This window comes from Yersinia proxima (genome assembly GCF_902170785.1).
Classification (GTDB): domain Bacteria; phylum Pseudomonadota; class Gammaproteobacteria; order Enterobacterales; family Enterobacteriaceae; genus Yersinia; species Yersinia proxima.
In genome coordinates this window covers 210,103-236,429 of record NZ_CABHYG010000017.1, presented here as the reverse complement: position 1 = coordinate 236,429, position 26,327 = coordinate 210,103, and the positions used below count along the sequence as shown (strand labels likewise).

Sequence of the window (26,327 nt, the reverse complement as noted above, 5' to 3'; positions counted from 1 at the left end):
ATCGGATAAACAAAGTTGTCAGGAGATCGGTACAAGGAAGATGCGGTAATAAATGATATTGCTCAAGGCCGACAATTGGCCCTGAGCAATAGATATACTTATATTTAGGTTGGTTATTTTGCTGGGGATAATACCGCAGTGGTCAAACGAGAGGTGCAGCACAGACGGTTTTGTTCATCAAAAATCTCAATTTGCCAAACCTGATGGCTGCGACCAACATGAATAGCACGACAACAGCCGCGTACTTTGCCGGACTTTACCGCTTTTAGATGGTTGGCATTGATTTCCAACCCCACGATATTCTGCCCCTCAATGGTACATAAATAGCCAGCCATTGAGCCCAGTGACTCCGCCAACACCACTGACGCCCCGCCATGTAGCAGACCAAAGGGTTGAGTTGTCCGGTGGTCTACCGGCATCGTAGCTTCCAGCTCGTCATCGTCCAGGCGAGTAAATTCAATGCCCAGATGCCCGACCATGCAGTCCTGGCTCTGTTTGTTTAGCTGTTCCAGTGTTGCCGTGCGTTTCCAAAGCATCCTTTTTTCCCCTTCCTACTTGAGGTTGCAGCAGTGTTAGCTGCTCTCACTAACCCGAATCACTGACTGGTGTCAGCTCATCGGGATTAGCTCTTTTGCTGCCTACCTGCAACCTCAAGTAGATTGGGGTCCCTTCCCACTCCAGGTTGCAGAAATGTTAATAGCTGGCAAATCTTAAACCAATTCAAGTAGCGCTTGCAATGGATGTCGTATGCCGTTGCCTTCAATACGCTTAACCTGACTGCGGCAAGAATAGCCGGTCGCTAAACAACGTTTAGCAGGTAGTTTTTGCAATGCCTGTTGCCAGGATAATGCATAAATACCTAACGAGTTATCGAGGTTTTTCGCTTCATGACCGTAAGTTCCAGCCATGCCACAACACCCGACACTGACGTTTTCCAGCCTGGCTCCATAACGGGAGAATATCGCAGCCCAATGCTGACTACTGGCGGGCAGTGCGGTGGTTTCAGTGCAATGGCCAAACAGATACCAGGATTCACCGGTCATTTGTTGCTCTTGTTGTTCAGCCAAAGCCTCGTGCAACCACTCATGTACCAGTTGTACATTGAAGTCACCACGAGAATCACCCAAAATTTCTTTATATTCATCGCGATAACAGAGCACCAGAGCCGGATCAACCCCGACCATTGGCATCCCCAATAAGGCAATGCGATTAAGAAAATCAGCGGTTTTCCTTGCCGTTTTAGCAAAACGTTGCAGGAACCCTTTGATATGCTGTGCTTTACCATTCGGCGAGAATGGCAGCAACACCGGATTGAAACCGAGCTTCTCCACCAGCCGGACAAAATCGGCGACAACCTGTGCATCGTAGTAACTGGTGAAAGGGTCTTGCACTATCAAAACATGCTGACAGCGCTCTGCGGCCGGCAACTTCTCCAACTGTTCCAGTGTCATGGTGCTGGCATAGTGACCGGACAATGACTGCTTCAAGGTTGGGCTGGAAAGCTGTGGTAAATCCACCATACCGATGCTTTTGCGGCTTAACGCACCAACCCAAGGTTGCTTGAGGAAGAAGTTAAACACTTTAGGCGCTTTCGCCATCAGCGGTGCATAGTCTTCTACACCAGCGACCACATAATCACGCAGTGGCCGATGATAGCGGGTGTGATACAACTGCAGGAAACGTGAGCGGAAACCCGGCACATCAATCTTTATCGGGCATTGTGTCGAGCAGGCTTTACACGCCAGACAACCCGACATCGCTTCTTTTACTTCATGCGAGAAATCATAATCTCCCTGACTGGCATGCCAGGTGTTGCGCGTCTTTTCAATCAGCCCACGCAAGCTGGATCGCCGGGTTGCCAGCCCCTTTTCCAGTGATACGGGGTCAACGCCTTGTTCGGATAACAGCCGTAGCCATTCCCGCACCAAGGTGGCCCGCCCTTTTGGCGAATGGATTCGGTCACCGGTTATTTTCATCGACGGGCACATGGGGCTGCGAGCATCAAAGTTAAAACATAATCCGTTGCCATTGCACTCCATCGCGCCACGGAATGATGTCCTGACGGAGAGCGGAATGCGTCTGTCCAAGGTACCGCGTTTGTCAGATGTATCAACTTTCATCATCGGGGCATCGCTCCCCAATGGGGAGCAAATTTTACCGGGATTCAGTCGATTATCGGGGTCAAATGCGGATTTTATCTGGCGTAACTCATGATAAAGCACCTCACCGAAGAACTCGGGGCTATATTCCGCGCGAAAGCCTTTACCGTGCTCCCCCCACAATAAGCCGCCATAGCGCGCCGTCAGTTGAACCACTTGATCGGAGATCTGCTTCATCAGCATTTCTTGTTGCGGATCGCACATATCCAGTGCCGGACGAACATGCAATACACCCGCATCCACATGGCCAAACATGCCATAGGTCAGATTATGGCTATCCAGCAACTGGCGGAATTCCACAATATAATCAGCTAAATGGTGCGGCGGCACACAAGTATCTTCCGCAAAGGGGATAGGTTTGGCCTGCCCTTTACTGTTACCCAGCAAACCAACCGCTTTTTTGCGCATACCATAGATACGCTCAATTCCGGCTAAATCACTGCAAATCTGATAACCAATCACCCCGCCTTCGTGGGCCGCCATCAAATCATCCAAACGTTGGCAAAGTGATTCCATTTGGCTGTCAATCAGCGCTTTATCATCACCGGCGAACTCGACAATATTCAGCCCCAGCATCTCTTTATCCGGAACATCAGTAATGAGTTCTTTGACCGAGTGCCAGACAATATCCTCTTTCGCCAGATTGAGGACTTTTGAGTCCACAGTTTCCACTGACAGCGCTTTGGCTTCCACCATAAAAGGCGCGTTGCGCAGTGCCGAATCGAAAGAGTCATACTTCACATTCACCAAACGGCGAACTTTTGGCAGTGGCGTAATGTCCAGTGTGGCTTCGGTAATAAAGGCCAACGTCCCTTCTGCACCGGTTAAAATACGTGTCAGATCAAAAGTTTGTAGGTCGTCACTGAACACATGGCGCAAATCATAGCCAGTCAGGAAGCGGTTTAATTTAGGGAATTTTTCCAGAATCAGCGCCCGTTGATCCCGACAGCGGTTAAGCACGGTATGGTAAATACGCCCGGTGACGGAATCTTCCTGCGCAATCGTTTCCGCCAGTGACGTCGGCATAGCGCGAGTATCCAGCATCTCGCCACCCAGCAAAATAGCGCGCAACCCCAGAACATGGTCAGAGGTCTTGCCATAAACCAATGAGCCCTGACCGGAGGCATCAGTATTAATCATACCGCCCAATGTGGCGCGATTACTGGTGGATAATTCCGGCGAGAAGAAATAGCCAAATGGACGCAGATATTGATTAAGTTGATCTTTAATCACTCCCGCTTCAACCCGCACCCAGCCTTGCTCTACATTGATATCCAGAATGCGGTTCATATGGCGCGACATATCCACCACAATACCGGTATTCAATGCCTGACCATTGGTTCCGGTTCCGCCACCACGTGGCGTGAAGACCAACGATTTAAAATTTTCCTGCCCGGCCAGACGACCAATCAGTGCGACATCCGCCGTCGAGCGCGGAAAGATAACCGCATCAGGCAGCAGTTGATAAATACTGTTGTCCGTCGCCATGGTCAGGCGATCAGCATAATTGGTGGCGGTATCGCCGGTGAATCCGTTTTGCTTCAAAGCATCCAAAAAATCCAGCACCAACTGAATAACACCTGGCGCTTGAGAAATCTGTGGGATCATTAGTGTGACCCTATCTATATGTGGGTTTGTTTTAAGGACTATTCCACTGAAAGACTATCCGTTACCAATCACCTTTGTCGAACGATTTATACCAATTCAGAACGATGGGAAAGAGATGACTGGCGACTAAGGTTAAATACAGTAATAAACTATTAAGTATCAAAATTTTATATTGCTCAAATAACAATCAAAACACGATTTAAAAGTGCTGTTGCATCACTTTTATTACAATCAGAATTATATTAAACCAAGTACCTCACTCTTTTTTGACAAAAATGCAGCAGTAAAACTCAAGTCTATCTGTTAAAAACCGCTGAAATACACCATGATTACACCTGAGACTGAATGAGATTGGTGTAAATACCTCATTAGTACACTATCTAATGAGCACAAATAAAACAGTGCGATGGCCACCTTGCCATGCTTTGTGAAGTGAGAACCCACTGATGAATTACCCGCAGCTACGTCGTTTCGATTTACCCAAACTGATGTTTGGGGTGATATTCATTATGATAATGATTGTCGCCAGTTTTTGGGTGGTACAACCCTTTATCATGGGATTTGCCTGGGCTGGCATGGTGGTGATTGCTACCTGGCCGTTACTGATTAGGCTACAAAATATCCTTTGGGGCAAACGCTGGTTGGCCGCGATTATTATGACCATCCTGCTGGTTTTACTGTTCGTTATCCCGATTGCATTGTTAGTCAGTAGTCTGGTTGAAAATAGCGGCCCGCTTATCCAGTGGGCATCCAGCCCATCTAATTTAAAAATGCCGGATGTCACCTGGCTAAAATCAATCCCCATGGTGGGTAACAAACTCTACAGCGGCTGGCATTCGCTGATTGCCGGTGGCGGTAATGTACTGATCGCCAAAATTCAGCCCTATGTCGGTGCCGCTGCTACCTGGTTAGTCGCACAAGCAGCGCATATCGGCTACTTCTTGATTCATTTGGCGCTAATGGTGTTGTTTAGTATTTTGCTCTATTTCCATGGCGAGCAAGTGGGTTTGGGTATTCGCCATTTTGCGGTGCGTGCTGCCGATAAACGCGGGGATGCGGTGGTGGTACTGGCAGCAAAAGCCATTCGAGCAGTGGCGTTGGGGGTAGTCGTTACCGCACTGGTGCAAGCTGTGTTAGGCGGAATTGGCCTCGCTATTGCCGGAATTCAATACGCGACATTGTTTACCGTCTTAATGTTTATTTGTTGTGTCGCGCAACTCGGGCCGTTGCTCATACTGATACCCGCGGTCATCTGGCTGTACTGGACGGGGGATTCAACCTGGGGCACGATATTGCTGGTGTGGAGTTGTATCGTCGGGACAATGGATAACGTGCTGCGGCCTTACCTGATCCGTATGGAAGCGGATATGCCGATGATATTAATTCTGTCCGGCGTTATTGGTGGCTTGCTGTCATTCGGTATGATTGGTTTGTTTATCGGCCCAGTGGTGCTGGCTATCTCCTATCGATTGACCTCCGCTTGGGTCAATGAAGCACCGGAACCCGAAGAGAGCATTACCGAAGTCGCCAAACATTTAGAAGAGCTTTGAAATATAATAGGGGTTATGCTGCGTAACCCCTATTATCCAGCAATATCCGCTATTGGAAATAAATAATATACTTTTTAATATCCAAAATTATATTCGAAACAACCGTTCGTATTAGTGATTAAATAAAGTCGTTATTAATAACAATGTGAAATCACTTTTATTATAAATATATATTAAACCAATTTTATTCAGATGATTCTTAATGACTAACTCACGGAATTTACTTATTATTATCGAGTAGTGCTTTCCCCAGGATATTTAAATAAATTATCTCATAATGACTTATTTAAATATCTGTAATCGAATACCCTAAATAATTCGAGTTACAGGAAGGCGGCAACTGAGTGAATTCCCAAGAGCTTACACAAGTAAGTGACTGGGGTGAACGAAAGCAGCCAACGCATATGCAGCTTGAAGTATGACGGGTATACACGTATTGCTGTGTGTAGTCTTTGCCTATCACCTAAGATGGGCTTTTTTTTTATTATATTCTGTGTAATTAGAATAGCGTCTGTATTCGACACGACCATTCCCTTGAATCACTTGAATCACTTGAGTGATGGGGATGACTAACAGAAAGAACTAAAAAATCCGCAACCTAAGCTGCGGATAATAAATATATTGGTGGCAGTACTCTCTATCGCCAAAGTACTATCTATCCCCAAAGCACTATCTATCAGTGTTTGGTATGTTCAGCCAGACTTAACCAGGTTTGCACCACGGTATCCGGATTAAGAGACAAACTGTCAATCCCTTGTTCCATAAGCCATAACGCAAAATCTTCGTGATCTGAAGGGCCTTGCCCGCAAATCCCGACATATTTCCCCTGACGTTTAGCGGCCTGAATAGCCATTGATAGCAATGCCTTAACGGCATCATTACGCTCATCAAACAACTCAGACACCACACCAGAATCCCTGTCCAACCCTAATGTTAATTGGGTCATATCATTGGAACCGATGGAGAAACCGTCGAAATGCTCAAGGAATTGATCGGCTAATAAAGCATTCGATGGGATTTCGCACATCATAATGATTTTCAGGCCATTTTCGCCACGTTTTAGTCCCTGCCGGGCCAGTTCAGCGACCACAGCCTCAGCCTGAGCGACAGTGCGCACGAAAGGCACCATCACTTCAACGTTAGTTAAATCCATCTCATTACGGACACGCTTAACCGCCTCACACTCCAGTGCAAAGCAGTCACGGAAGCTATCTGCGACATAACGCCCTGCACCACGGAAGCCCAACATCGGGTTCTCTTCATGGGGTTCATAGGCTTCTCCGCCGACCAAATTGGCATACTCATTAGATTTAAAATCTGACAAGCGCACGATCACACGTTTTGGCCAGAATGCCGCGCCGAGAGTCGAAATCCCTTCGGTTAAACGGCCGATATAAAACTCAACCGGATCGTCATAACCATTCATTAATGCTTTGATCTCGGTTTGAATTGCCGGCGGTTGAGTATCAAACTCCAGCAGTGCTTTAGGATGCACACCAATCATCCGGTTGATGATAAATTCTAACCGCGCCAACCCAACACCTTCATTCGGCAAGCGGGCAAAATCAAAAGCCCGATCCGGATTACCGACATTCATCATTATTTTCAAAGGTAAATCAGGCAATTCTGTCACCTGAGAGCTTTGAATAGAGAAGTCGAGCAACTCATGATAAACATAGCCGGTATCCCCTTCAGCACAGGAAACCGTCACATTTTGCCCTTCTTTCAGAATATCAGTGGCATTACCGCACCCCACTACCGCTGGAATACCTAACTCTCGCGCAATAATGGCGGCATGACAGGTTCGCCCGCCACGGTTAGTGACGATGGCCGATGCCTTTTTCATGATAGGTTCCCAATCAGGATCAGTCATGTCTGTTACCAGCACATCACCAGCCTGAATTCTATCCATCTCGCTGATATCATGAATAACCTTAACTGGCCCGGCACCGATGCGATGCCCGATAGCACGACCTTCCACCAGCACATTACTCTGATTATTAAGCTGATAGCGCTCCATAACCTGCTCGTTGGAACGCACGGTTTCCGGACGCGCCTGCACGATAAACAACTTACCGGTATGGCCATCTTTTGCCCATTCGATATCCATCGGGCGGCCATAGTGTACTTCAATCAATAAAGCCTGATGTGCCAGAGCTTCAACTTCGTCATCACTGAGGGCGAAACGATTGCGTTGCGCCTCTGGCACATCTTCAATACGGACTTGTTTACCGTGGTCTTGGTTTTCGGCATAGACCATACGGATTTTTTTCGATCCCATATTACGGCGCACTATTGCAGGTTTTCCCTTACGCAACGTGGGCTTATGCACATAAAATTCGTCAGGATTTACCGCCCCCTGCACCACCATTTCACCCAAACCATGGGCCGCAGTGATAAAGACCACTTGATCAAAACCCGATTCGGTATCAATGGTAAACATGACACCCGATGAGGCAAGATCTGAGCGCACCATGCGCTGCACCCCCGCGGACAGTGCGACGCCGCGATGGTCGTATCCCTGATGCACGCGATAAGAAATGGCCCGGTCATTAAACAGCGAAGCGAAGACATGCTTGATAGCAATCATCACCGCATCAATGCCTTGGACATTGAGGAAGGTTTCCTGCTGCCCGGCAAAAGAAGCATCCGGCATATCTTCAGCAGTCGCTGAAGAGCGCACGGCAAATGACGCTTGTGGATCATCCGCTAACTGCTGATAGGCATCGTGAATTGATTGTTCGAACTCAGGATGGAATGGCGTTTCAATCACCCATTGACGAATCTGCGCGCCGGCTTTAGCTAACGCCGCAATATCATCAACATCGGTTTGATCCAACAATTGATAGATGCGGTTATTAACGCCGCTTTGCTCCAGAAAGTCGTTAAACGCCTGAGCGGTGGTGGCAAAACCATTGGGCACCGAAACACCCAGTTCAGAAAGATGGGTTATCATTTCACCCAGGGAGGCATTTTTGCCGCCAACCCTTTCAACATCGTGCATGCCAAGCTGGTTGTACCAAAGCACATTACACAGATTTAGGCCATTGTTGGACATCGAAACAATCCTTTTTACATTGTCATTAATTACGGACGATCAGTAGGGTACATCTAGCCAAAGTCATCAACGTTGCTGGTGAGCTAGCTGCGATGTCAATGACGAAAGGTACATTTCAGACTAGCACAATCATCCATAGCCCATAGACAGGTGAATCGATCAACCCAACAAGAAAAATGTTTTTCAGTCTATTCTGACAGCAAACCCTTTACGGATAAGCCGAATAAGGCACACTGATGGAGTTAATCAGTGGCATAAATCGGCCAGAAAATGACTCAGGAGTCTGCGTGGAAAGAAGTGTATTTTATATTTCGGATGGGACGGCCATCACTGCCGAAGTACTCGGCCATGCCGTTTTATCGCAATTTCCAGTTAAAGCGACGACTTTCACGCTGCCGTTTGTTGAAAGTGCGGCGCGTGCTCAAGAAGTGTGTGAAAAAATTAATGAAATATACCGCGAGACCGGTGTCAGGCCGTTGGTTTTCTATTCGATAATCAGCCCTGAAGTTCGGGAGCTCATTCAGCATAGTGAAGGGTTCTGTCAGGATATCGTGCAAGCGCTGGTGGCGCCACTTCAGGGTGAACTGGGCGTATCTCCGCAACCGGTACTCAATCGCACCCACGGTTTAACCGAGAGTAACCTGGGTAAATATGACGCACGCATCGCCGCCATTGATTATGCATTAGCGCATGATGACGGTATTTCTCTGCGTAACCTCGACCAGGCTCAGGTGATTTTATTGGGCGTTTCCCGCTGCGGCAAAACCCCAACCAGCCTCTATCTGGCCATGCAATTTGGTATTCGTGCAGCCAATTACCCTTTTATCGCCGATGATATGGATAATCTGCAACTTCCTGCTGCACTGAAGCCCTTTCAACATAAGCTATTCGGCCTGACAATTAACCCTGAGCGACTGGCAGCTATTCGAGAAGAACGCCGTGAAAACAGCCGCTATGCATCGCTGCGCCAATGCCGGATGGAAGTCGGCGAAGTAGAAGCCCTGTTTCGTAAGAATCAGATTCGCTATCTGAATTCTACCAACTACTCCGTTGAAGAGATCTCGACCAAGATTCTCGATATTTTAGGTATGAGTCGGCGGATGTTCTGATTATCCCCTTCGTCCTTGAAATCGCAGGGGTGCGCTTGCTGCCTACCTGCGACTCTGATTACTTGGGTATAAACATTTCCAAGAGTGATAATTAAGGCTTATTTCATCAAAATTTCTATGAATCATGACGCGGGCAGTTGAATTCATCTATTTTTGGTTTATTGTGATCGCCATCACTTCCCGGTATTCCTGCCGCAGAGAAGAACAGATTTAGAGAATTTTCATGCACAAAACTGATGAACTGCGGACCGCGCGCATCGATAGCTTAGTGACGCCACAACAATTGGCGGAGAAGTTACCGATTTCCGAGGCTGTCGCTGATAACGTGACAGCGTCACGTAAACGAATTGAAAAAATACTCACCGGTGAAGACTCCCGCCTGTTGGTTGTTGTCGGCCCTTGTTCGATTCACGACCTGGATGCTGCAATCGATTATGCAAAACGGCTGAATGTATTACGCATTCGCTACCAGGACTGTCTTGAAATTGTCATGCGTACCTATTTCGAAAAGCCGCGTACTGTGGTTGGCTGGAAAGGGTTGATTTCAGACCCCGCACTTGATGGCTCATGTCAGGTCAATTTGGGAATTGAAATGGCGCGCCGGTTGCTATTGGCGGTTAATGAGTTAGGTCTGCCTACCGCTACCGAATTCCTCGATATGGTGACCGGCCAATATATTGCCGACCTGATTAGTTGGGGCGCGATTGGGGCGCGGACGACAGAAAGCCAGATCCACCGCGAAATGGCCTCAGCCCTCTCCTGCCCGGTTGGTTTCAAAAATGGCACCGACGGTAACACCCGTATTGCTATTGATGCTATCCGTGCGGCACAAGCCAGCCATATGTTTTTATCGCCGGACAAAACCGGCCAAATGACGATTTATCAAACCAGTGGCAATCCACATGGGCATATCATTATGCGCGGCGGAAAGACACCAAATTATGGTGCATCTGACATCGCCGCAGCTTGTGATAGCTTGCGTGAATTTGATTTACCCGAACATCTGGTGGTGGATTTCAGCCACGGCAATTGCCAGAAGATGCATCGCCGTCAGTTAGAGGTCGCCGCAGATATCGGACAGCAAATTCGCGCGGGATCTACGGCTATCGTCGGTGTGATGGCAGAAAGTTTCCTGGTTGAAGGTACACAAAAAATCGTTGCGGGTCAGCCGCTAACCTACGGGCAGTCCATTACCGATCCTTGCCTGAACTGGGCGGATACTGAACAGTTGCTCAGTTTACTGGCAGATGCTGTCAGCAGCCGGTTTAACTAGTATTAACTTCATTTAAAATCAGTGATGGAATGCCTTTTAGCTAACGACCCATTCCATCACTGAGCTAAATGCACCAAACCACTCCCATTCGCACGCCCTCACCATACTCCTGCCCAAATTATCCAGAATATCAATTAATAATGAAAAACAAGACATTGGAATAACAACTAATTGAGTTGTGGGTTGAAACCAACCCAGATGGGGATGATAATTATTATCAACTTGATCATAATATCAACTCAAAGACAGTATCTTATGTATAAAGCAACAGATCGAACTCAACACGCAATCGACCAGACACTTTCCTCTTTGCCACTTTCCTGTATTAACAGCCAACAATTGCTTGGGCAACATGATGTTGTCGCCATCAATCACCAAGGCCAGCTTTATTACTTACGCCAAACCAAAGCAGGAAAACTGATACTGACTAAATAATCTGAGTCAGCCCCCTGACTTAATACCATTGCCCCGACGCCAGCGACCTAACTTTCAATACTCAGGCAGCCAGCAATCCATTGATTATATGAAACAATATATGGAGAGCTGTTTATGCCTCGTTTTTTTCGTTTATCTTCATGCAGTCTGGTTATGACTTTAGCGCTGTCGCCGCTAGCCATCGCCACCCCCCCTTCACATCATGACACTCTGAAAGTGACAGGCACTCTTACAATGTCTGACAGTTTCAAACACCCCGGTGTTGCAACTGTTATTGATGCTTCAATGCCACAAATGCAAACCGCCACCACTGCCGGTGAAATGCTACAACACATACCAGGGGTCACGGTTACCGGATCGGGCCGCACCAATGGGCAGAACGTCAATATCAGAGGTTATGATCAATATGGCGTACTGATACTCATTGATGGTATTCGTCAGGGAATCAAAGGGGCACATTTTAATGGCACCTTCCTCGATCCTGCTTTGATTAAAAAAGTCAGTGTTATTCGCAGCCCGGCGACGTCACTATTTAGTGGCGAAGCCTTGGGAGGGGTTATTGCCTACCAAACCGTCGATGCTGCTGATTTGCTGGCAAACGATCAAAAAGTCGGATTTCGTGTCAATGGCTTCGGTGCTACCGGTTATCACAGCACTGGATCGGAAATGTCGGTGTTTGGCCGCACTGAAAACCTTGACGGTATCATTGCTTTCAGTAACCGCAAGGTTGGCAATATTTATCACGGCAAGGGTTCTGAAGCGCCTAACGATGAAGCTATCAACAACCTGATGCTTAAGACCACCGCCTACCTTTCTGACAGCCAATCGTTGACCACTGCCCTGCGCTATTTCAATAACCGCGCCCTGGAACCTCGCATGGCCAATCAAAGTGCACCAAATCCTACAATGAATATCAACCCGATGATGAATCGTTCCACCCTTCAACGTGATGCTGAGTTGACCTATCACCTGCAACCGCAGCACCTTGATTGGCTGGATGCTACCACCCAACTTTACTACTCTGAAATCAATGTCAGCGATGATGTGCGTAGTGAAGGCTATGGCAGCCGTAAACAAGCCACCCGAGGGATAAAACTGGAAAACCGTAGCCAACTGTTTACCCACAGCCCGGCGACACATCTATTAACTTACGGTGTTGAAAGTTACCAGCAGCAGCAAATCCCCAAAGGCGTTATCCGCAGTTTTCCACCTGCTGAAATCAGCTTCTCCTCCGGTTGGCTGCAAAATGAGCTGACCTTACGTGACCTTCCGGTGACCTTGCTGGCCGGCACACGTTTTGACCGCTATAAAAACAGCCGCAAGGGTTTTGTAGATAGAGAGGCTAAGAATTGGTCATCACATGGCGCGGTTACCGTTAATCCCACTGATTGGTTGATGTTATTTGGTGCCTACAGCCAGGCATTCCGCTCCCCGACACTGGCGGAGCTTTATAACAATTCAAATCACTTTATGTTCAACTATTGGAAACCCAATCCCAACTTAAAACCAGAAAGCAACGTCACCCGCGAGGCGGGTTTTGGCTTACAGTTTGATAACCTGCTGGCAGACAGCGATTCAATGAAATTGAAAGCCAGCTATTTTCATATTGATGCTAAAGACCGCATTATCAGTGAAGTCGATTTCTGGACATCTAAGTATACCAATATCCCGCGCAGCAAAAGTTGGGGCTGGGATGCCTCACTGGAATACCAAAACAACTGGTTCGACTGGAATCTGGCCTATAACCGCACCCGTGGCATCAACCTTGATACCCGCAAATTTATCAGCAGCATTAACCCCGACACGGTCACCAGCAGGCTGAATGTGCCTGTTGCTAACAGTGGGTTGAGTACTGGCTGGATAGTCACGATGGCAGAAAATACTAAATTTATGAAAGATAACGATGCCCAAAATGCATCAAACCAACCCAATAAACCACAAGCTGGTTATGCCGTACATGACTTCTACCTGAGCTACCGCGGTCAAGGCACTTTTAACGGAATGACCACCACCGCAATACTGGGTAACGCCTTTAATAAAGTCTATTACTCCCCGCAAGAGATCCCGCAAGACGGACGTAATGCCAAGTTACTGATCAGCTACCAGTGGTGATGGATAAATAACCATCACCAAATGATCCAATGGAATCCTGTCGCCGCAGCAGTGTTCGCTGCGGCACTACATGATAAAGGAATAAATGGAAATGACACTGCCTCAGCAATACCTCAACGCAAAGCAAGCTCATCCGGAATTGTCCTCGCGGAATTTAGCACAAAGACTGAATATCAGTGAGGCAGAATTGGCCTACGTCCGTGTCGGGGAAGACGCCGAGCGGTTGGATATCAGTGCCACCCTATTACTGACTGAGTTGGAAACTGTTGGCGTCACTAGCTCGGTGACCTCCAACCCACATGCAGTACACCAGCAGATGGGCGAGTATCGAAACTTACGGCTGCATGGTCATCTGGGATTGATCCTTAACCCGCGCGCACTGGATTTAAGACTGTTTTTCCGCCACTGGAGTACTGTTTTCAGTTTGCGCGAAACCACAGCACAGGGTGAACAACTCAGCATTCAATGTTTTGATTTCCAAGGTAATGCCATTCATAAAATCTATTGCACCAAAGAGACTAATCAGGTTGCCTGGCAAGCATTGGTCGCAAAATATCGCATGACCACTAACCCTCCGTTGGAATTAACGCCTGCTGAGGAACAGCTCAACAGCGAGTCAGCTATCGACGGCACCATCATTGATACCGAATGGCGCAAAATGAATGATATCCATCAATTTTTTATGTTACTGAAACGCCATAATATTAGCCGTCAACAAGCCTTTCGCGCGGTTGGCGATGACCTGGCGTATCAAGTCGATAATCAAGCTGTAATACACATATTCAACGCAGCACTGGCGGGTCAAAATGAAATTATGCTGTTCGTCGGCAACAATGGCTGTATGCAGATATTCACCGGTACTATTGAACAATTTGCAACCTCAGCGGATCATCAACCAGCTGAAAGTCAGTGGGTTAACGTAAGTCACCCTCGATTTAATTTGCAGCTAAACCAGCAAGCCATCGCAGAAAGTTGGGTGACACGTAAGCCGACCAAAGATGGCTTAGTCTCAAGCCTGGAGTTGCTCGATGAGCATGGGAAACATATCTTGCAAATCTTTGGTCAGCGCAGCGAAGGCCAACCGGAGCAAAGTCAATGGCATCAGCAACTGGCTGAGTTGCCCCCCATAGAGCGCGTTGTATGAATAAATGGGGCACGGCATTGAGATTTATCATTTCATTTGTATTTGTTATTTCAATGAATGGTATTGCCACGCAACGCATTGTGACCATTGGCGGCGATGTCTCTGAAATCACCTATGCACTCGGTGTCGGTGACCTTATCGTGGGCCGGGACAGCACCAGCCTGAATCCTAAAGCATTGAAAGCGCTACCTGATGTAGGCTACATACGCCTGCTCAATGCTGAAGGTATCCTTGCTTTAAAACCTACCTTGATTTTGAGCAGTCAGCGCGCCGAGCCATCAAGAGTGCTGAGACAAGTGATGGAATATGGCGTCAAACTTATCTATGTTCCCGCCGATAAATCGCCGCAAGGCGTAATCGATAAGATACGGTTGATTGCCGCCACCGTCGGTCAGGAAGAAAAAGGCCAGCAGTTGATACAACATTATCAACAACAGTTGGCCACTGTGGTATCAAGCCCGTTACCGGTGAAAGCATTGTTTGTCATGATTCATGCCGGGTTCCCCCCGTTGGCGGCGGGGTTAGATACCGCTGCTGATAGCATGTTCAAGGCGGCGGGACTTAATAATGCGATTGAGGAGTTCAGTGGATATCGCCCACTGTCACAAGAAGGGATTATCGACAGCGCCCCTGATTTACTCATCGTGACTACCCATGGCGTAGCATCACTCAAAGGGGTAGAGAATGTCTGGCGGTTGCCGGGGCTGGATCTCACACCAGCGGGGAAACAAAAACGGTTGCTAGTGATTGATGACATTGCCTTGCTGGGGTTTGGTTTACAGACCCCGGATGTTCTTAAGCAACTGCGGGCGGCGGCTGAATCAAACTGATGTGAAACTGCTTTGAAAATTGATGGCGGCGGGGACACCCCCGCCCCTCATACTGATTAACTGGAGCAGGAAATTTCCAGATGTTTCCCCCAGTCCGGTGGCAATGCTGCTAAGTCATTGAATTCGGGTTGTTCAGCAAAAGGCTGCTGCAAAGCCTGATGTAAACGCTGTAACGGCTGAATATCATCTTTTTCTGCATGGTCAATGGCAAGCTGCGCCAAATAATTGCGTAATATATATTTAGGATTCGCCGCTTTCATGACTTGTTGACGCTGCGCATCATCAATTTGCTCTTGCTGCAAACGTGCCCGATAACGGTTATACCAACTGTCAAAAGCGGCTCTATCGATAAAGTCATCTCGCAACGGCGATAACGCAGAATGTGTTTCCACTTCACTTAACAAACGGAAGGTACGGGTATAATCGCGCCCTTCTTTGATCATCAAACTTAATAACCCGGTCAATAAGTCATTATCCTGACTATCGCTCTCGGAAAATCCTAATTTAGCGCGCATTTGCTGGCCGTAAGCCGCCATTAGCTCTGGTTCATATGCTTCCAGCGCCTGTTGTAATTGCGCCGTTGAGAGCAAACTGGACAGGGCTTGCCCCAGTCGGTGCAAATTCCATAACGCAACCGCAGGTTGATTATCGAAAGCATAACGCCCTTGGTGATCGGAGTGATTACAGATATAACCGGGCACATAATCATCAAGAAAACCGAATGGGCCATAATCCATAGTAATGCCAAGTATCGACATATTGTCGGTATTCATCACACCATGCGCAAAACCGATAGTTTGCCAATGCGCCATTAGCCGAGCCGTGCGCTTGACCACATCAGTAAACCACAGCAAGTAACACTCCTCTTGACCGACCCACTGTGGCCAGTGCCGTGCGATCACATAATCAGCGAGTTGTTTGACTTGGGCCGGCTGCTGTCGGTAGTAAAAATGTTCGAAATGGCCAAAACGCACATGGCTTTCTGCCACGCGCAATAGCATGGCACCTCTCTCCGCTTGTTCGCGATAAACCGGATGGTCGCTGGTCACGATGGTCAGCGCACGGCTGGTAGGAACCCCTAAATGGTGCAGTGCTTCAGAGGCCAAAAATTCACGCACTACAGAGCGCAATACCGCCCGCCCATCCCCCATACGGGAATAAGGCGTTAAACCGGCACCTTTCAGATGCCAGTCCATATGGCGGCCATCACTGAGTTTTTGTTCTCCGAGTAAAATGCCACGCCCATCACCAAGTTGCCCAGCCCACTGACCAAACTGGTGCCCGCTATACACTTGTGCCAAAGGTTCCATACCCGGCAACAGCATTTCACCCGCCCATACTGCGGTTTTCGGGCCACTGAACCAACTGGCATCAAGTTCCAGTTCCCTGGCAAGCTGCTCGCTGTGATAGAGCAAGCGCGCACCTTTTAGCGGGGTTGGCTGCAGATGCGTATAAAAGCCGCTCAATTGCTGCCCATAGCTGGAACTAAATTGCGGTGAGTTATCATTCATACCCATTAGCGCATGACCTCCGCCAACCAATGCCTAACTTGCAACAATTCAGCTTGTGATTCAGGAAAATCATCGCTTAATTGCAAACAAACTGCATCAATAGCAGCAGGACGATATTCCACACCTTGTAATCGTTCAGCCAGCGCCTCCAGCGGAGCTGGGTTCAAGCTGTCGGTAAATATTTGGCAGCGGTCAATGGCACCGTGCAACACATCAAAATGGAGTTCAATTCCGCCCCAGACAAAGCGGGTATCGACAAGATGGCTAAACGCGGGCGCCTGACCAAAGTTCCACTCCCAACTGCTTTGCTTAGCGAATTGTTCAGCGAAACCGGGTAAGTCTGGCAATGCTTGTGGCGAGATGATTTCAGCGGAAACTTTTTCATCGTAATAATTGAAGAACGCCTGCTCAACAGCGGTACAGATTTTTTCGTGGTTAATTCCCGGTAATAGCTCAACCAGGTTAGTCACACGCGACCTTACTGACGTGATACCTTTGGCTTGCAATTTTTTCGGGTCGGGATTGAGGTAATCAGCAAGGCGATTGAGGTCAGCATTGAGTAATAACGTTCCATGATGAAAACCCCGATCTTTGGTTTCTTTATAAGCAGAGCCGGAAACTTTGCGTTCACCATCATCCTTAACCACCACCAAGTCATTGCGACCCGATGCCGTCGCCTGAATGCCAAGCGATGCCAAAGCATTCAGAATAATTTGAGTTGATATTGTTTTATCGTATTCGGGTTTACCGGCCATAAAGGTGAAACAGGTATTGCCTAGATCATGGAATACTGCCCCGCCGCCACTACTCCGCCGAGCCAGCTTCACGCCGTCTTGCTCCATGCGCCGGGTATTACACTCTTTCCATGGATTCTGAGCGCGACCGATCACTACGGTATCGGCATTACGCCATAGAAACAGAACTCGTTGATTCGGCGACATTTGGCGGAAAATACACTCTTCCACCGCCAGATTGAACCAAGGATCATAAGAATCAGAAATGAGTAACCGAAGGGATGACATAAACGCGGCTCCGAACCAAAATAAGCAGCCACTAAGATAACATAACCAGCATAGATATCTTTAGGTTCGGCCTATTGATTCAATTCCATATTCACATTCGGCGTGCTTGCCAATACACCCGTTTCCAGTAAACATTGTCGAGTGATGAGCGAATAACACCTTTGCTCGTTGAAGCATGAATGAATTCATCATTGGTATCGTAAATGCCAACGTGTAACCCATTCTGACCGCTGCCGGTTTTGAAAAATACGAGATCACCCGGCATGAGTTCATCACGGGAGACTTTTGTACCTAAAGTAGTTTGCGCGACAGTAGTACGGGGTAATTGCATATCAAAACGATCGCGGAATGTGCGATATACAAAACCAGAACAATCAACACCACGTTGATCCAGCCCACCATTCCGATAGGGTGTACCTTCCCATTGACGCAGTTGTTCATTCAGTTTTGCAACCACCACAATAGAATCAGACAGGTGACCACTTGGTGTCGGGGCATGGCTGCTACACCCCGCGAGGATCATGCTGATTAGAAAGATCCAGAAACGTATCCGCATCGATAATTCACCAAAGGTAAGGCTTTGCCAATTCACCAAACAATTAGCTATTCGCTAATGAACGACATAGGTATGGCTAATTTAGCTATCGAGTTTGGAAAAGACAAGTTATATGAATGAGATAATGGATTTGACTCAAACGGATGATAGCTATTAATGACACAGTAAGTAAAGAGCTTATTCTATCCAAGGATATTCATGTGGATTATGCCGCTAGAATCCCAACGGCACTGTCCTCTTCATTTAGCTCTGGCAGCAGCCAGACTAATCTCTTTCTATTGGTTTTGTATTAATCAGCCATATTCCCAACAGAATAAAGCCCGCACCTAATGTTTTCAGTAAAGTTGCTGACTCGCTGAACCACGGTAAAGATACCGCTCCTAAATAGACCAACGCATAACTGAGACTCAATAGTGGGTATGCACGATTAAGTGGCAAATATCTTAGTGCGAAAAACCAACACAACATTGATAAGGCATATCCCGCCAATCCACAAATCACTGCAATAAATTGTGGCAGATGATTAAAAACGAATTGCCCATTAATATCGGCCAATGACATTAATGGCGTATTCATCATGCCCCATTTGAGTATTAATTGGGCAACGGTCACTAGCGCAACACTTCCTATTCCCCAGCAGTACCCTTTCATAGATGCCAACTAATCAAAAGAATGCCAAACATAATGGAAGCAATTCCTATCCAATGGCGGGAAGTCGCTTTCTCGCCGTAAAAAAATTGGGCGGCCAAGGTAACCAGAACGAAATTAAAGCTGAGGACCGGATAGGCGACACTCAAGGGTAAATGTTGCAGTAAACGCAACCACAGCAACATCCCGAAACCGAGTAACAACACAGCGCTAACAAGCCAGCGTAATGTTGGAGCCAATCGCTCTTCTTGAGGCAGCGCCCAACATTGCACCGCTTGTTTCTGACACAACTGTCCCGCACAGGTCAATAAACTCACTATTATCAATAGCAGGTAGCTTGTCATGGTGTTTTCTTGTACCACAACAGTGCCAGACGATTCATCAGGTTAACCTTATCTGCGGCTGGCAGACTATCCGGTACTTTTTCATTGCGGGACAATTGAATTACCAGCGAAACATCACCTTGTTGTCTTGCATGTGCCAGCCAGTCGTTGAAATTCTCTCCGCTGATATAGTGATCTCTACTGTCAGCATAGTTCAACCCATAAGTCAGTTCACCTTTTTCGCTGAACATTAAGATATCGCTACGTTTCAGCTCCCATGCTAATCCAGCTGCGACACCGACACTGTCTGTCGCCACATAACGGCTGCTATTGAGTTCATCAAGATTACTCTGGATGAAATTTTGTGGCTGTTTGGAGTCGATGACTTGTTGCGGGATCAAATAGCCCACGAACAATATAAATAACAACGGAGATACAGCAGCCCAACGCCAATGACTAGCGTTATTCCGCACTGTGGCAAAACCGACTATACCCCAGCCAGCAAAAGCAATTACCGCAAGGATAACTTTTTGATGTTCTTGTGGCTCATAAGCCACCAAATGCCCTAGCCACCCCATACCAATAACCAAAATAGCCAGCGCGCAGATAAATCCAAAAATAAGGTTTATCACACCATTTATTTTCAGTGCACGCATATGCATCTTATTAGCACAATCAGTGGCGTATGCTGCCATTAATAGAGATAGCGGAGCCATGCAGGGTAGGATATAGGTCGGCAGTTTTCCTTTGGCGATACTGAAGAACATCAGCGGCATTAATACCCAACTAAGCAAAAAGAATAACTCCGGTCTGGTAACCCGTTCGCGCCAACCTTTAAGTAATGCACCGGGTAACAATCCCAACCAAGGCAAAACACCAAGGCATAAAATAGGCAAGTAATACCAAATAGGGGCTTTATGTTGAGCATCTTTCTCGGCAAAGCGCTGAATATGTTCAACCCAGAAAAAGTAATGCCAAAAGTCAGGTTCGCGCTGAGCAATCGCCAATGCCCAAGGTAAGCTCAATATCACGGCCCCTACAATGGCTATTGGGCCAAAAATAATGAGCTCTTTTACCCTTTTTTGCTGAATAACAATCGGTAATACCGAAATAACCGGCACAGCTAAGGCCAAAAAACCCTTGGTCATAAAGCCCATACCGCAAGCTAAACCGAGTAGAAGATAGGCCCCTACCTTTTGTTTTGCTGTTTCTGCTCGTAGCGTGAGATAAAAACAGACCATTGAAGCGGTTAGCCACAATGAAATCATCGGATCCAGTACGGCATAAGAACCAATACTAAATACCAGCAACATAGAGAGGTAAATCAATGCTGCTAAAAATGAGGTGGAACGATTACGCCATAATAAAGTTGCCAGCCAATAAACTAAGACTGCACTCAGGGCGGTACTGAATATTGAACCGAACCGCACTGCGAAATTAGTATCACCAAAGATCCACTGGCTAATATTATTAAACCAATATCCAGCGATAGGCTTTTCAAAATAACGAATTCCCAGTAAATGCGGAACAACCCAGTCGCCACGCTGTAACATTTCTCGGCTTATTTCTGCGTATCGTGTTTCGTCCGGTTGCCATAATAAACGGCTATTAATAGGCAACAGATAAACCAAAGCAAAAAATAGCGACAACAGCACTGCACCACTTCCTTTTAATAGCCTCATTGTGCATCCTTTAATTCTACCTGACACCCTAACCAGCCTTCTCTTCCAGGAAAGGTTGCACGCACGACTTTACCCATAGGGAGTGAATCTAAATTTTCGGGCAATAACGAGCCAAGAGCACAAAATTGAATGCCGCGCTCTTTCGCCATGACTAATAATTGCTCGAACATTAATGCCTGCGACATCCCTTCGACTTCAGCATGAATGGTATAAACCGGCACACCATGGTCATGGGAAATGGCATTTAAAATAAAATCATTAAAATCTTCGGCTCGAACTTCGCTACCAACAACTTCGTCGTAAGTCGGTAAAGTGACGGGGATTTGTACACTTCCAAAGCTACCATCAAGCAGTAATGGGCGAAAAGGATGAGTACCACGACAATCACTATTATAGCTGAATGAGAACAACTGCTTAACCGCCAGAACGCGTTCATCAGCACGCCAGCCAGCGGCCGCAGAACAGGTCACGGGGTGCTGAATGCTATTTTGTAATGCATCAATGCCCAATTGTACCTGCTCGGTTAATTGCTGTTCTGACCACGTTGCGACTTTAGCTTGCCAGCCCTGATGGTCCCAGGCATGTAACCCCACTTCATGACCTGCCTGCAACGTTGCCTTCATCAATGGGCCAAAGTCTTTGGCGATCTGCTTACCCGGCCAGGCCGTACCTGCTAGCAATATATCCCAACCATAAAGCGAGGCTGCATTAGAACGCAGCATTTTCCACAAAAAACGAGGACGGAAAAGGCGCCATAAATGACGCCCCATATTATCCGGCCCGACACTGAAAAAAAAACTGGCACTAATATCATATTTTTCCAGTACAGCAAGCAATGATGGCACACCTTCCTTTGTTCCTCGGTAGGTATCTACATCAATCCTCAGGCCAACTTGCTTCATAGGTGATGCTCATCCTTCGTGGTTTTATTTTGCTCAAGTACAACGCCACGTAGGAAGAAATCTAAAGTTTCCGTGACTGTTTGTTCTAAAGCAATTTCCGGCTGCCAATGTAGAATACGGCGCGCATTACGGATACTCGGCGTGCGGTATTCCACATCCTGATAGCCTTTACCATAATATGCACTGCTTTCAATATCCTTAAATCCAGCAAACGGCGGGAAGTTATGGCGTAATTCATGTTTTTCAAAACACCTTAATAACATTTCTGCCAATTCGCGAATGCTGGCTTCATTAGTTGGGTTGCCAATATTTATTATCTGACCATCACAAGTACCATCACGATTTTCAATAATACGGAACAGCGCTTCGATGCCATCATGGATATCTGTAAAACAGCGTTTTTGTTCCCCACCATCGACAAGTTTGATTGGCGAGCCTTCGACAAGATTTAAAATGAGCTGTGTAATGGCACGGGAGCTTCCGATACGAGCGGCATCAAGGCTATCCAACCGTGGCCCCATCCAGTTGAATGGGCGGAACAATGTAAATTTCAGGTTTTCTTTCGCGCCATAAGCCCAAATAACACGGTCCAATAATTGCTTGGAGACCGAGTAAATCCAACGTTGTTTATTGATTGGCCCAACAATAAGCCGCGAACTATCCTCATCGAACTCTTTATCGTCACACATACCATACACTTCGGACGTAGACGGGAAGACAATACGTTTATTGTATTTGACACAATCACGAACAATTTTTAGGTTTTCTTCAAAATCCAATTCGAAAACACGCAGTGGATTTCGGGTATATTCAATGGGGGTCGCAATAGCCACCAAGGGTAAGATAACGTCACATTTTTTAATGTGGTATTCAATCCATTCGGAATGAATACTGATATCACCCTCAACAAAATGGAAATTAGGGTTGTCCAGAAAACGGCTGATGGCATCAGAACCAATATCTAAACCATAAACTTCATAGCGGTCATCGCGTAACAGACGTTCTGTTAAATGGTTACCGATGAAGCCATTTACGCCCAAGATCAATACACGTGTACGTCTTTTTAAATTATTGCTTGGCTTATTACCTAAACGGATGTCAGTGACTATCCCCATTTCCTGTGCCAGACGGTTACCTTGAACATATAAACCATCTTCGCCCTGCCCCGTAACAACCTCCAATGCGCCTTCGCCGCAAGCTACCACTAATGGCGATGTAGATAGCACTGTCCCGGGTAATTTGTGATGGACTATATCAAGTGGCTGCGAGCGCCATATAATTAATTTGCGTTGTCCAAGATAGCTGAACGCTCCGGGATACGGTTCTGTTACTGCGCGCACCAAATTATGAATCGCTGATGCTGATTTCTGCCAGTGAATCTCACCATCATCCGCCGTACGACTGCCAAAATAGCTCGCTTCAGCTTCTTTTTGTGGAATTAGAGTCGGTGTTGTATTTTTCATTTTAGGCAGCATGTCACGCAGTAACTCTTGAGCTGCATCGCGTATTTTTGCATGCAGTGTTAATGCGGTATCTTCTGCACTAATTATAACTTTATGCTGCCCGACAATTGGCCCGGCATCGGCTTTTTTTACCATTTGATGCAGGGTTACACCGGTCTCTGTCTCGCCATTAACCAAAGCCCAGTTAACTGGCGCTCGCCCGCGGTATTTCGGTAATAATGACCCATGTAAATTAAACCCTCCACGCGGAGCCGATAACAAAATGTCATCACACAACATATTGCGATAATAGAAAGAGAAAATGATATCTGGCTGTAACTGCTGAATTCGCTCAATCCACAGCGGATGGTTAACATCTTCAGGCGCAAATACCGGTAGCTCTAGCTCCGCAGCCACTCTGGCCACAGAAGAGAAAAAGCGATTCTCATTAGGAGAGTCAGTATGGGTAAATACCGCCTGAATATCATAGCCAGCATCAGCAAGGGCTTTCAGGCCAACACAGCCAATATCGTGATAGGCAAATACAATCGCTTTCATTTTTCTACTTCCTGATTATTTTCGGTCTGCTCAGCGCTGACCACTTTCTGTATGAAATAACGCGGACGCGCACGGACATCGTTATAAATACGACCGATATATTCACCGAGTAACCCCATACCAACAAACTGGGCACCAATGAACATAAATAACACGGCAAATAACGTAAAGACGCCGCCGCCTGCCCATTCAGGGCCAAATACTAAGCGTAAAGCCACTAACAACACGGCAAGAGTGAAACCAGAAAGTGCAATGACACTGCCAACCAGACTTAATAAACGTAATGGTGTTGTTGTTAGGCAAGTAATCAAGTCATACATCAAATTGATGAGCTTCATCAGGCTGTATTTTGAATCACCAAATTCACGTTCTGCGTGATGAACGGTAATCTCTGTCGTGCGGCGGGCAAATGTATTTGCCAGGATAGGAATAAAGGTACTACGTTCGTGACAGTGTAACATCGCTTCAACAATATGGCGGCGATAGGCTCGTAGCATGCAACCGTAATCGCCCATTGATTTCCCCGTAGCACGTTGAATCATCATGTTGATCATGCGAGAAGCTGTTTTGCGGAATAACGAATCTTGACGATTCGCACGCACAGTACCCACCACGTCATATCCCTCTTCAGCGACACTTACCAGACGTGGGATCTCCTCTGGTGGGTTTTGCAAATCAGCATCGAGTGTAATGATCAAATCGCCACTGACTTGATTGAACCCGGCCATAATGGCTGAATGCTGGCCATAATTACGATTGAGTAAAACCGCAATGATATGACTCTCTGGCTCATTCGCAGCTGCCGTTAAAAGCTCGGCTGAATTGTCACTACTACCATCATCAACAAGAATAATCTCATAGGGTTGGGTCAGTAATTTACAGGCCGCCGACGTTCTCTCTATTAATGCGGGCAAACTTTCTTGCTCGTTATAAACAGGGATAACAATTGAGACTTTCTTTATTTTTTCACTTTCAGACACGGTGCGGCCCTATAATTGTTGCCAATGCATCCACGACCCGATCAACATCGCTGTCCAGCATGTCGGGGAAAAGAGGTAATGTGCATAATCTGGCGGAATTCCACTCGGTATTGGGTAAATGCAAAGAGGGGTAGCGTTCGCGATAATATTTCTGGGTATGTGCTGCGCGAAAATGCAGACCACTACCTATGCCTACGTCTTTCAATCGCGCCATCAGTGAATCGCGATCAATGCCACAACGTGTTTCATCAACCCGCACCATAAAAAGATGCCAGGCATGTTGATGGGCATAATCAGGAACAGCGAGCGGTTGCAAGGGCGAATCGGCTAATGCTTGATGATAACGAGCAACCAAGGCCTGACGCCGAGCGTTAATTTCAGTTAAACGTTGGAGCTGAACAACAGCAATAGCGGCGTGAATATCCGATAAGTTGTATTTATACCCCGGCTCGACGACTTCAGCCTGTGGGCTGCGTCCTTGAATTTGGCGATCAAAGGCATCAACCCCCAAACCATGAAATTTGAGCCGGCGCACTCTGGCCGCCAATTCATCATCATCAGTGGCAATTAAACCACCTTCAGCACAGGTAATGTTCTTGATAGCGTGGAAAGAGAAAATGGCAGTACCTTTCTCGCCAACCCATTGATCACCGTAACGAGTACCAACAGCATGGGCTGCATCTTCAATCAATGGGATTTTGTGTTGTTGAGCAATATGACGCAAAACATCAAGATCGCAAGGTGCACCAGCATAATGTACGGGAATAATGGCTTTGGTTTTGGATGTGATTGCGGCTTCGATATCCGCCACATTCACCATTAATGTGTCTCGGTCTATATCTACCATGACGGCTTCAGCGCCGAGCAACATAATCATATTAATGGTTGAAACCCACGTCTGAGACGGCGTAATCACCTCATCACCAGGGCCAATCCCTAACGCCATTAGCGTAATATGCATACCAGCCGTGGCAGAGCTGACGGCAATCGCATGTTTACAGCCAAATGTTGCACAAAAATCGGTTTCCAACTGTTGATTCTGAGGGCCTGTGGTGATCCAACCTGAGCCTAGTACATTCACTACCGCATTAATTTCGTCCTGACCAATAGCTGGACGAGAGAAAGGCAAAAAATTCTGCATTAAAAATTCCTAGGATACTTGGCTCTTTGGGAAACTATATTCCCCTGTAAGTTAACGGAAACTAAACACTACTCAGATAAACTCACTCTTGGCTGAATATGAAGTCTAGTTCACTAACCTTAAATAAACCTTAAGATAGGATTTTTTTTGCAGTAATATTAGGTGTAATTATTTAAGGCTGAAGTTATATTTTTTACATTATAATCAATGAAGTAACAAAAACCTGCGCCACTAAGGTCAGGCCTGGTTGTCATTATCAGAGATATAAATATAAGGATAGAAAC

General features: G+C 46.8%; 20 protein-coding genes and 1 other RNA gene. 8 read left to right on the top strand and 13 right to left on the bottom strand.

The window, feature by feature from the left end:
- Positions 1-113: 113 nt before the first annotated feature.
- A complete protein-coding gene (locus FTB31_RS17320; RefSeq protein WP_077174656.1) occupies positions 114-536 on the bottom strand; it encodes a hotdog fold thioesterase in 423 nt (140 codons plus the stop codon).
- A 174-nt stretch (positions 537-710) separates the two neighbouring features.
- Positions 711-3,767, bottom strand: coding sequence for a D-2-hydroxyglutarate dehydrogenase YdiJ (ydiJ, locus tag FTB31_RS17315; protein ID WP_227731651.1), 3,057 nt, complete (start codon positions 3,765-3,767; stop codon positions 711-713).
- Positions 3,768-4,213: 446 nt separating this feature from the next.
- On the opposite strand from ydiJ, the gene ydiK reads away from it, so the two are divergent.
- A complete protein-coding gene (gene ydiK / locus FTB31_RS17310) occupies positions 4,214-5,317 on the top strand; it encodes an AI-2E family transporter YdiK (protein ID WP_050077606.1) in 1,104 nt (367 codons plus the stop codon).
- 380 nt (positions 5,318-5,697) lie between these two features.
- An RNA gene (gene rprA, locus FTB31_RS17305) (antisense sRNA RprA) lies at positions 5,698-5,801 on the top strand.
- 192 nt (positions 5,802-5,993) lie between these two features.
- Here rprA and ppsA read toward each other — a convergent pair.
- Positions 5,994-8,375 carry a phosphoenolpyruvate synthase gene (gene ppsA, locus FTB31_RS17300; RefSeq protein ID WP_227731650.1) on the bottom strand — a complete coding sequence of 794 codons (2,382 nt, stop codon included), beginning with the start codon at positions 8,373-8,375 and terminating at the stop codon, positions 5,994-5,996.
- A gap of 287 nt (positions 8,376-8,662) precedes the next feature.
- Here ppsA and ppsR point away from each other — a divergent pair, with 287 nt between their 5' ends.
- The 6 genes from ppsR to FTB31_RS17270 all read left to right on the top strand — a co-directional run bounded on the left by ppsR (position 8,663) and on the right by FTB31_RS17270 (position 15,278).
- On the top strand, positions 8,663-9,484 hold the full coding sequence (ppsR, locus tag FTB31_RS17295) for a posphoenolpyruvate synthetase regulatory kinase/phosphorylase PpsR (protein WP_005161512.1): 822 nt from the start codon (positions 8,663-8,665) through the stop codon (positions 9,482-9,484).
- 223 nt (positions 9,485-9,707) lie between these two features.
- Positions 9,708-10,757, top strand: a complete 1,050-nt coding sequence (locus FTB31_RS17290; RefSeq protein WP_227731649.1) for a 3-deoxy-7-phosphoheptulonate synthase — start codon at positions 9,708-9,710, stop codon at positions 10,755-10,757.
- Positions 10,758-11,012: 255 nt separating this feature from the next.
- Entirely contained in the window at positions 11,013-11,192 is a 180-nt protein-coding gene (gene hemP, locus FTB31_RS17285) for a hemin uptake protein HemP (RefSeq protein WP_050077604.1), read from the top strand.
- A gap of 114 nt (positions 11,193-11,306) precedes the next feature.
- On the top strand, positions 11,307-13,304 hold the full coding sequence (locus FTB31_RS17280) for a TonB-dependent hemoglobin/transferrin/lactoferrin family receptor (RefSeq protein WP_227731648.1): 1,998 nt from the start codon (positions 11,307-11,309) through the stop codon (positions 13,302-13,304).
- A gap of 85 nt (positions 13,305-13,389) precedes the next feature.
- Positions 13,390-14,448 carry a hemin-degrading factor gene (locus FTB31_RS17275; protein WP_077294059.1) on the top strand — a complete coding sequence of 353 codons (1,059 nt, stop codon included), beginning with the start codon at positions 13,390-13,392 and terminating at the stop codon, positions 14,446-14,448.
- Positions 14,445-15,278, top strand: a complete 834-nt coding sequence (locus FTB31_RS17270; RefSeq protein WP_227731647.1) for a heme/hemin ABC transporter substrate-binding protein — start codon at positions 14,445-14,447, stop codon at positions 15,276-15,278. Before FTB31_RS17275 ends, FTB31_RS17270 begins: the two co-directional genes overlap by 4 nt.
- Positions 15,279-15,334: 56 nt before the next feature.
- Here the strand turns inward: FTB31_RS17270 and FTB31_RS17265 are convergent, their stop codons facing one another.
- The 10 genes from FTB31_RS17265 to arnB all read right to left on the bottom strand — a co-directional run bounded on the left by FTB31_RS17265 (position 15,335) and on the right by arnB (position 26,043).
- Positions 15,335-16,795, bottom strand: coding sequence for a protein adenylyltransferase SelO (locus tag FTB31_RS17265; RefSeq protein ID WP_227731646.1), 1,461 nt, complete (start codon positions 16,793-16,795; stop codon positions 15,335-15,337).
- Complete coding sequence (locus tag FTB31_RS17260) at positions 16,795-17,811, bottom strand: lipoate--protein ligase A (RefSeq protein WP_077174649.1); 1,017 nt, start codon at positions 17,809-17,811, stop codon at positions 16,795-16,797. Before FTB31_RS17260 ends, FTB31_RS17265 begins: the two co-directional genes overlap by 1 nt.
- A gap of 91 nt (positions 17,812-17,902) precedes the next feature.
- Positions 17,903-18,367 (bottom strand): NlpC/P60 family protein, encoded by a 465-nt coding sequence (locus tag FTB31_RS17255; protein ID WP_050077595.1) that lies wholly within the window; start codon positions 18,365-18,367, stop codon positions 17,903-17,905.
- Positions 18,368-18,631: 264 nt separating this feature from the next.
- Entirely contained in the window at positions 18,632-19,018 is a 387-nt protein-coding gene (gene arnF, locus FTB31_RS17250; protein WP_077174648.1) for a 4-amino-4-deoxy-L-arabinose-phosphoundecaprenol flippase subunit ArnF, read from the bottom strand.
- Positions 19,015-19,359: a 4-amino-4-deoxy-L-arabinose-phosphoundecaprenol flippase subunit ArnE gene (gene arnE, locus FTB31_RS17245; protein WP_227719289.1), complete on the bottom strand. Its 345-nt coding sequence runs from the start codon at positions 19,357-19,359 to the stop codon at positions 19,015-19,017. Before arnE ends, arnF begins: the two co-directional genes overlap by 4 nt.
- Positions 19,356-21,020: a lipid IV(A) 4-amino-4-deoxy-L-arabinosyltransferase gene (gene arnT / locus FTB31_RS17240; protein ID WP_227731645.1), complete on the bottom strand. Its 1,665-nt coding sequence runs from the start codon at positions 21,018-21,020 to the stop codon at positions 19,356-19,358. Before arnT ends, arnE begins: the two co-directional genes overlap by 4 nt.
- Positions 21,017-21,922: a 4-deoxy-4-formamido-L-arabinose-phosphoundecaprenol deformylase gene (arnD, locus tag FTB31_RS17235; protein ID WP_050077589.1), complete on the bottom strand. Its 906-nt coding sequence runs from the start codon at positions 21,920-21,922 to the stop codon at positions 21,017-21,019. The genes arnT and arnD overlap by 4 nt, the downstream gene beginning before the upstream one ends.
- A complete protein-coding gene (gene arnA / locus FTB31_RS17230) occupies positions 21,919-23,922 on the bottom strand; it encodes a bifunctional UDP-4-amino-4-deoxy-L-arabinose formyltransferase/UDP-glucuronic acid oxidase ArnA (RefSeq protein WP_050077587.1) in 2,004 nt (667 codons plus the stop codon). Before arnA ends, arnD begins: the two co-directional genes overlap by 4 nt.
- The gene (gene arnC / locus FTB31_RS17225; protein WP_050077586.1) at positions 23,919-24,902 is read right to left on the bottom strand and encodes an undecaprenyl-phosphate 4-deoxy-4-formamido-L-arabinose transferase; all 984 of its coding nucleotides are present in this window, start codon (positions 24,900-24,902) and stop codon (positions 23,919-23,921) included. The genes arnA and arnC overlap by 4 nt, the downstream gene beginning before the upstream one ends.
- Positions 24,895-26,043 (bottom strand): UDP-4-amino-4-deoxy-L-arabinose aminotransferase, encoded by a 1,149-nt coding sequence (gene arnB / locus FTB31_RS17220; RefSeq protein WP_227731644.1) that lies wholly within the window; start codon positions 26,041-26,043, stop codon positions 24,895-24,897. Before arnB ends, arnC begins: the two co-directional genes overlap by 8 nt.
- Between the last annotated feature and the right edge of the window lie 284 nt (positions 26,044-26,327).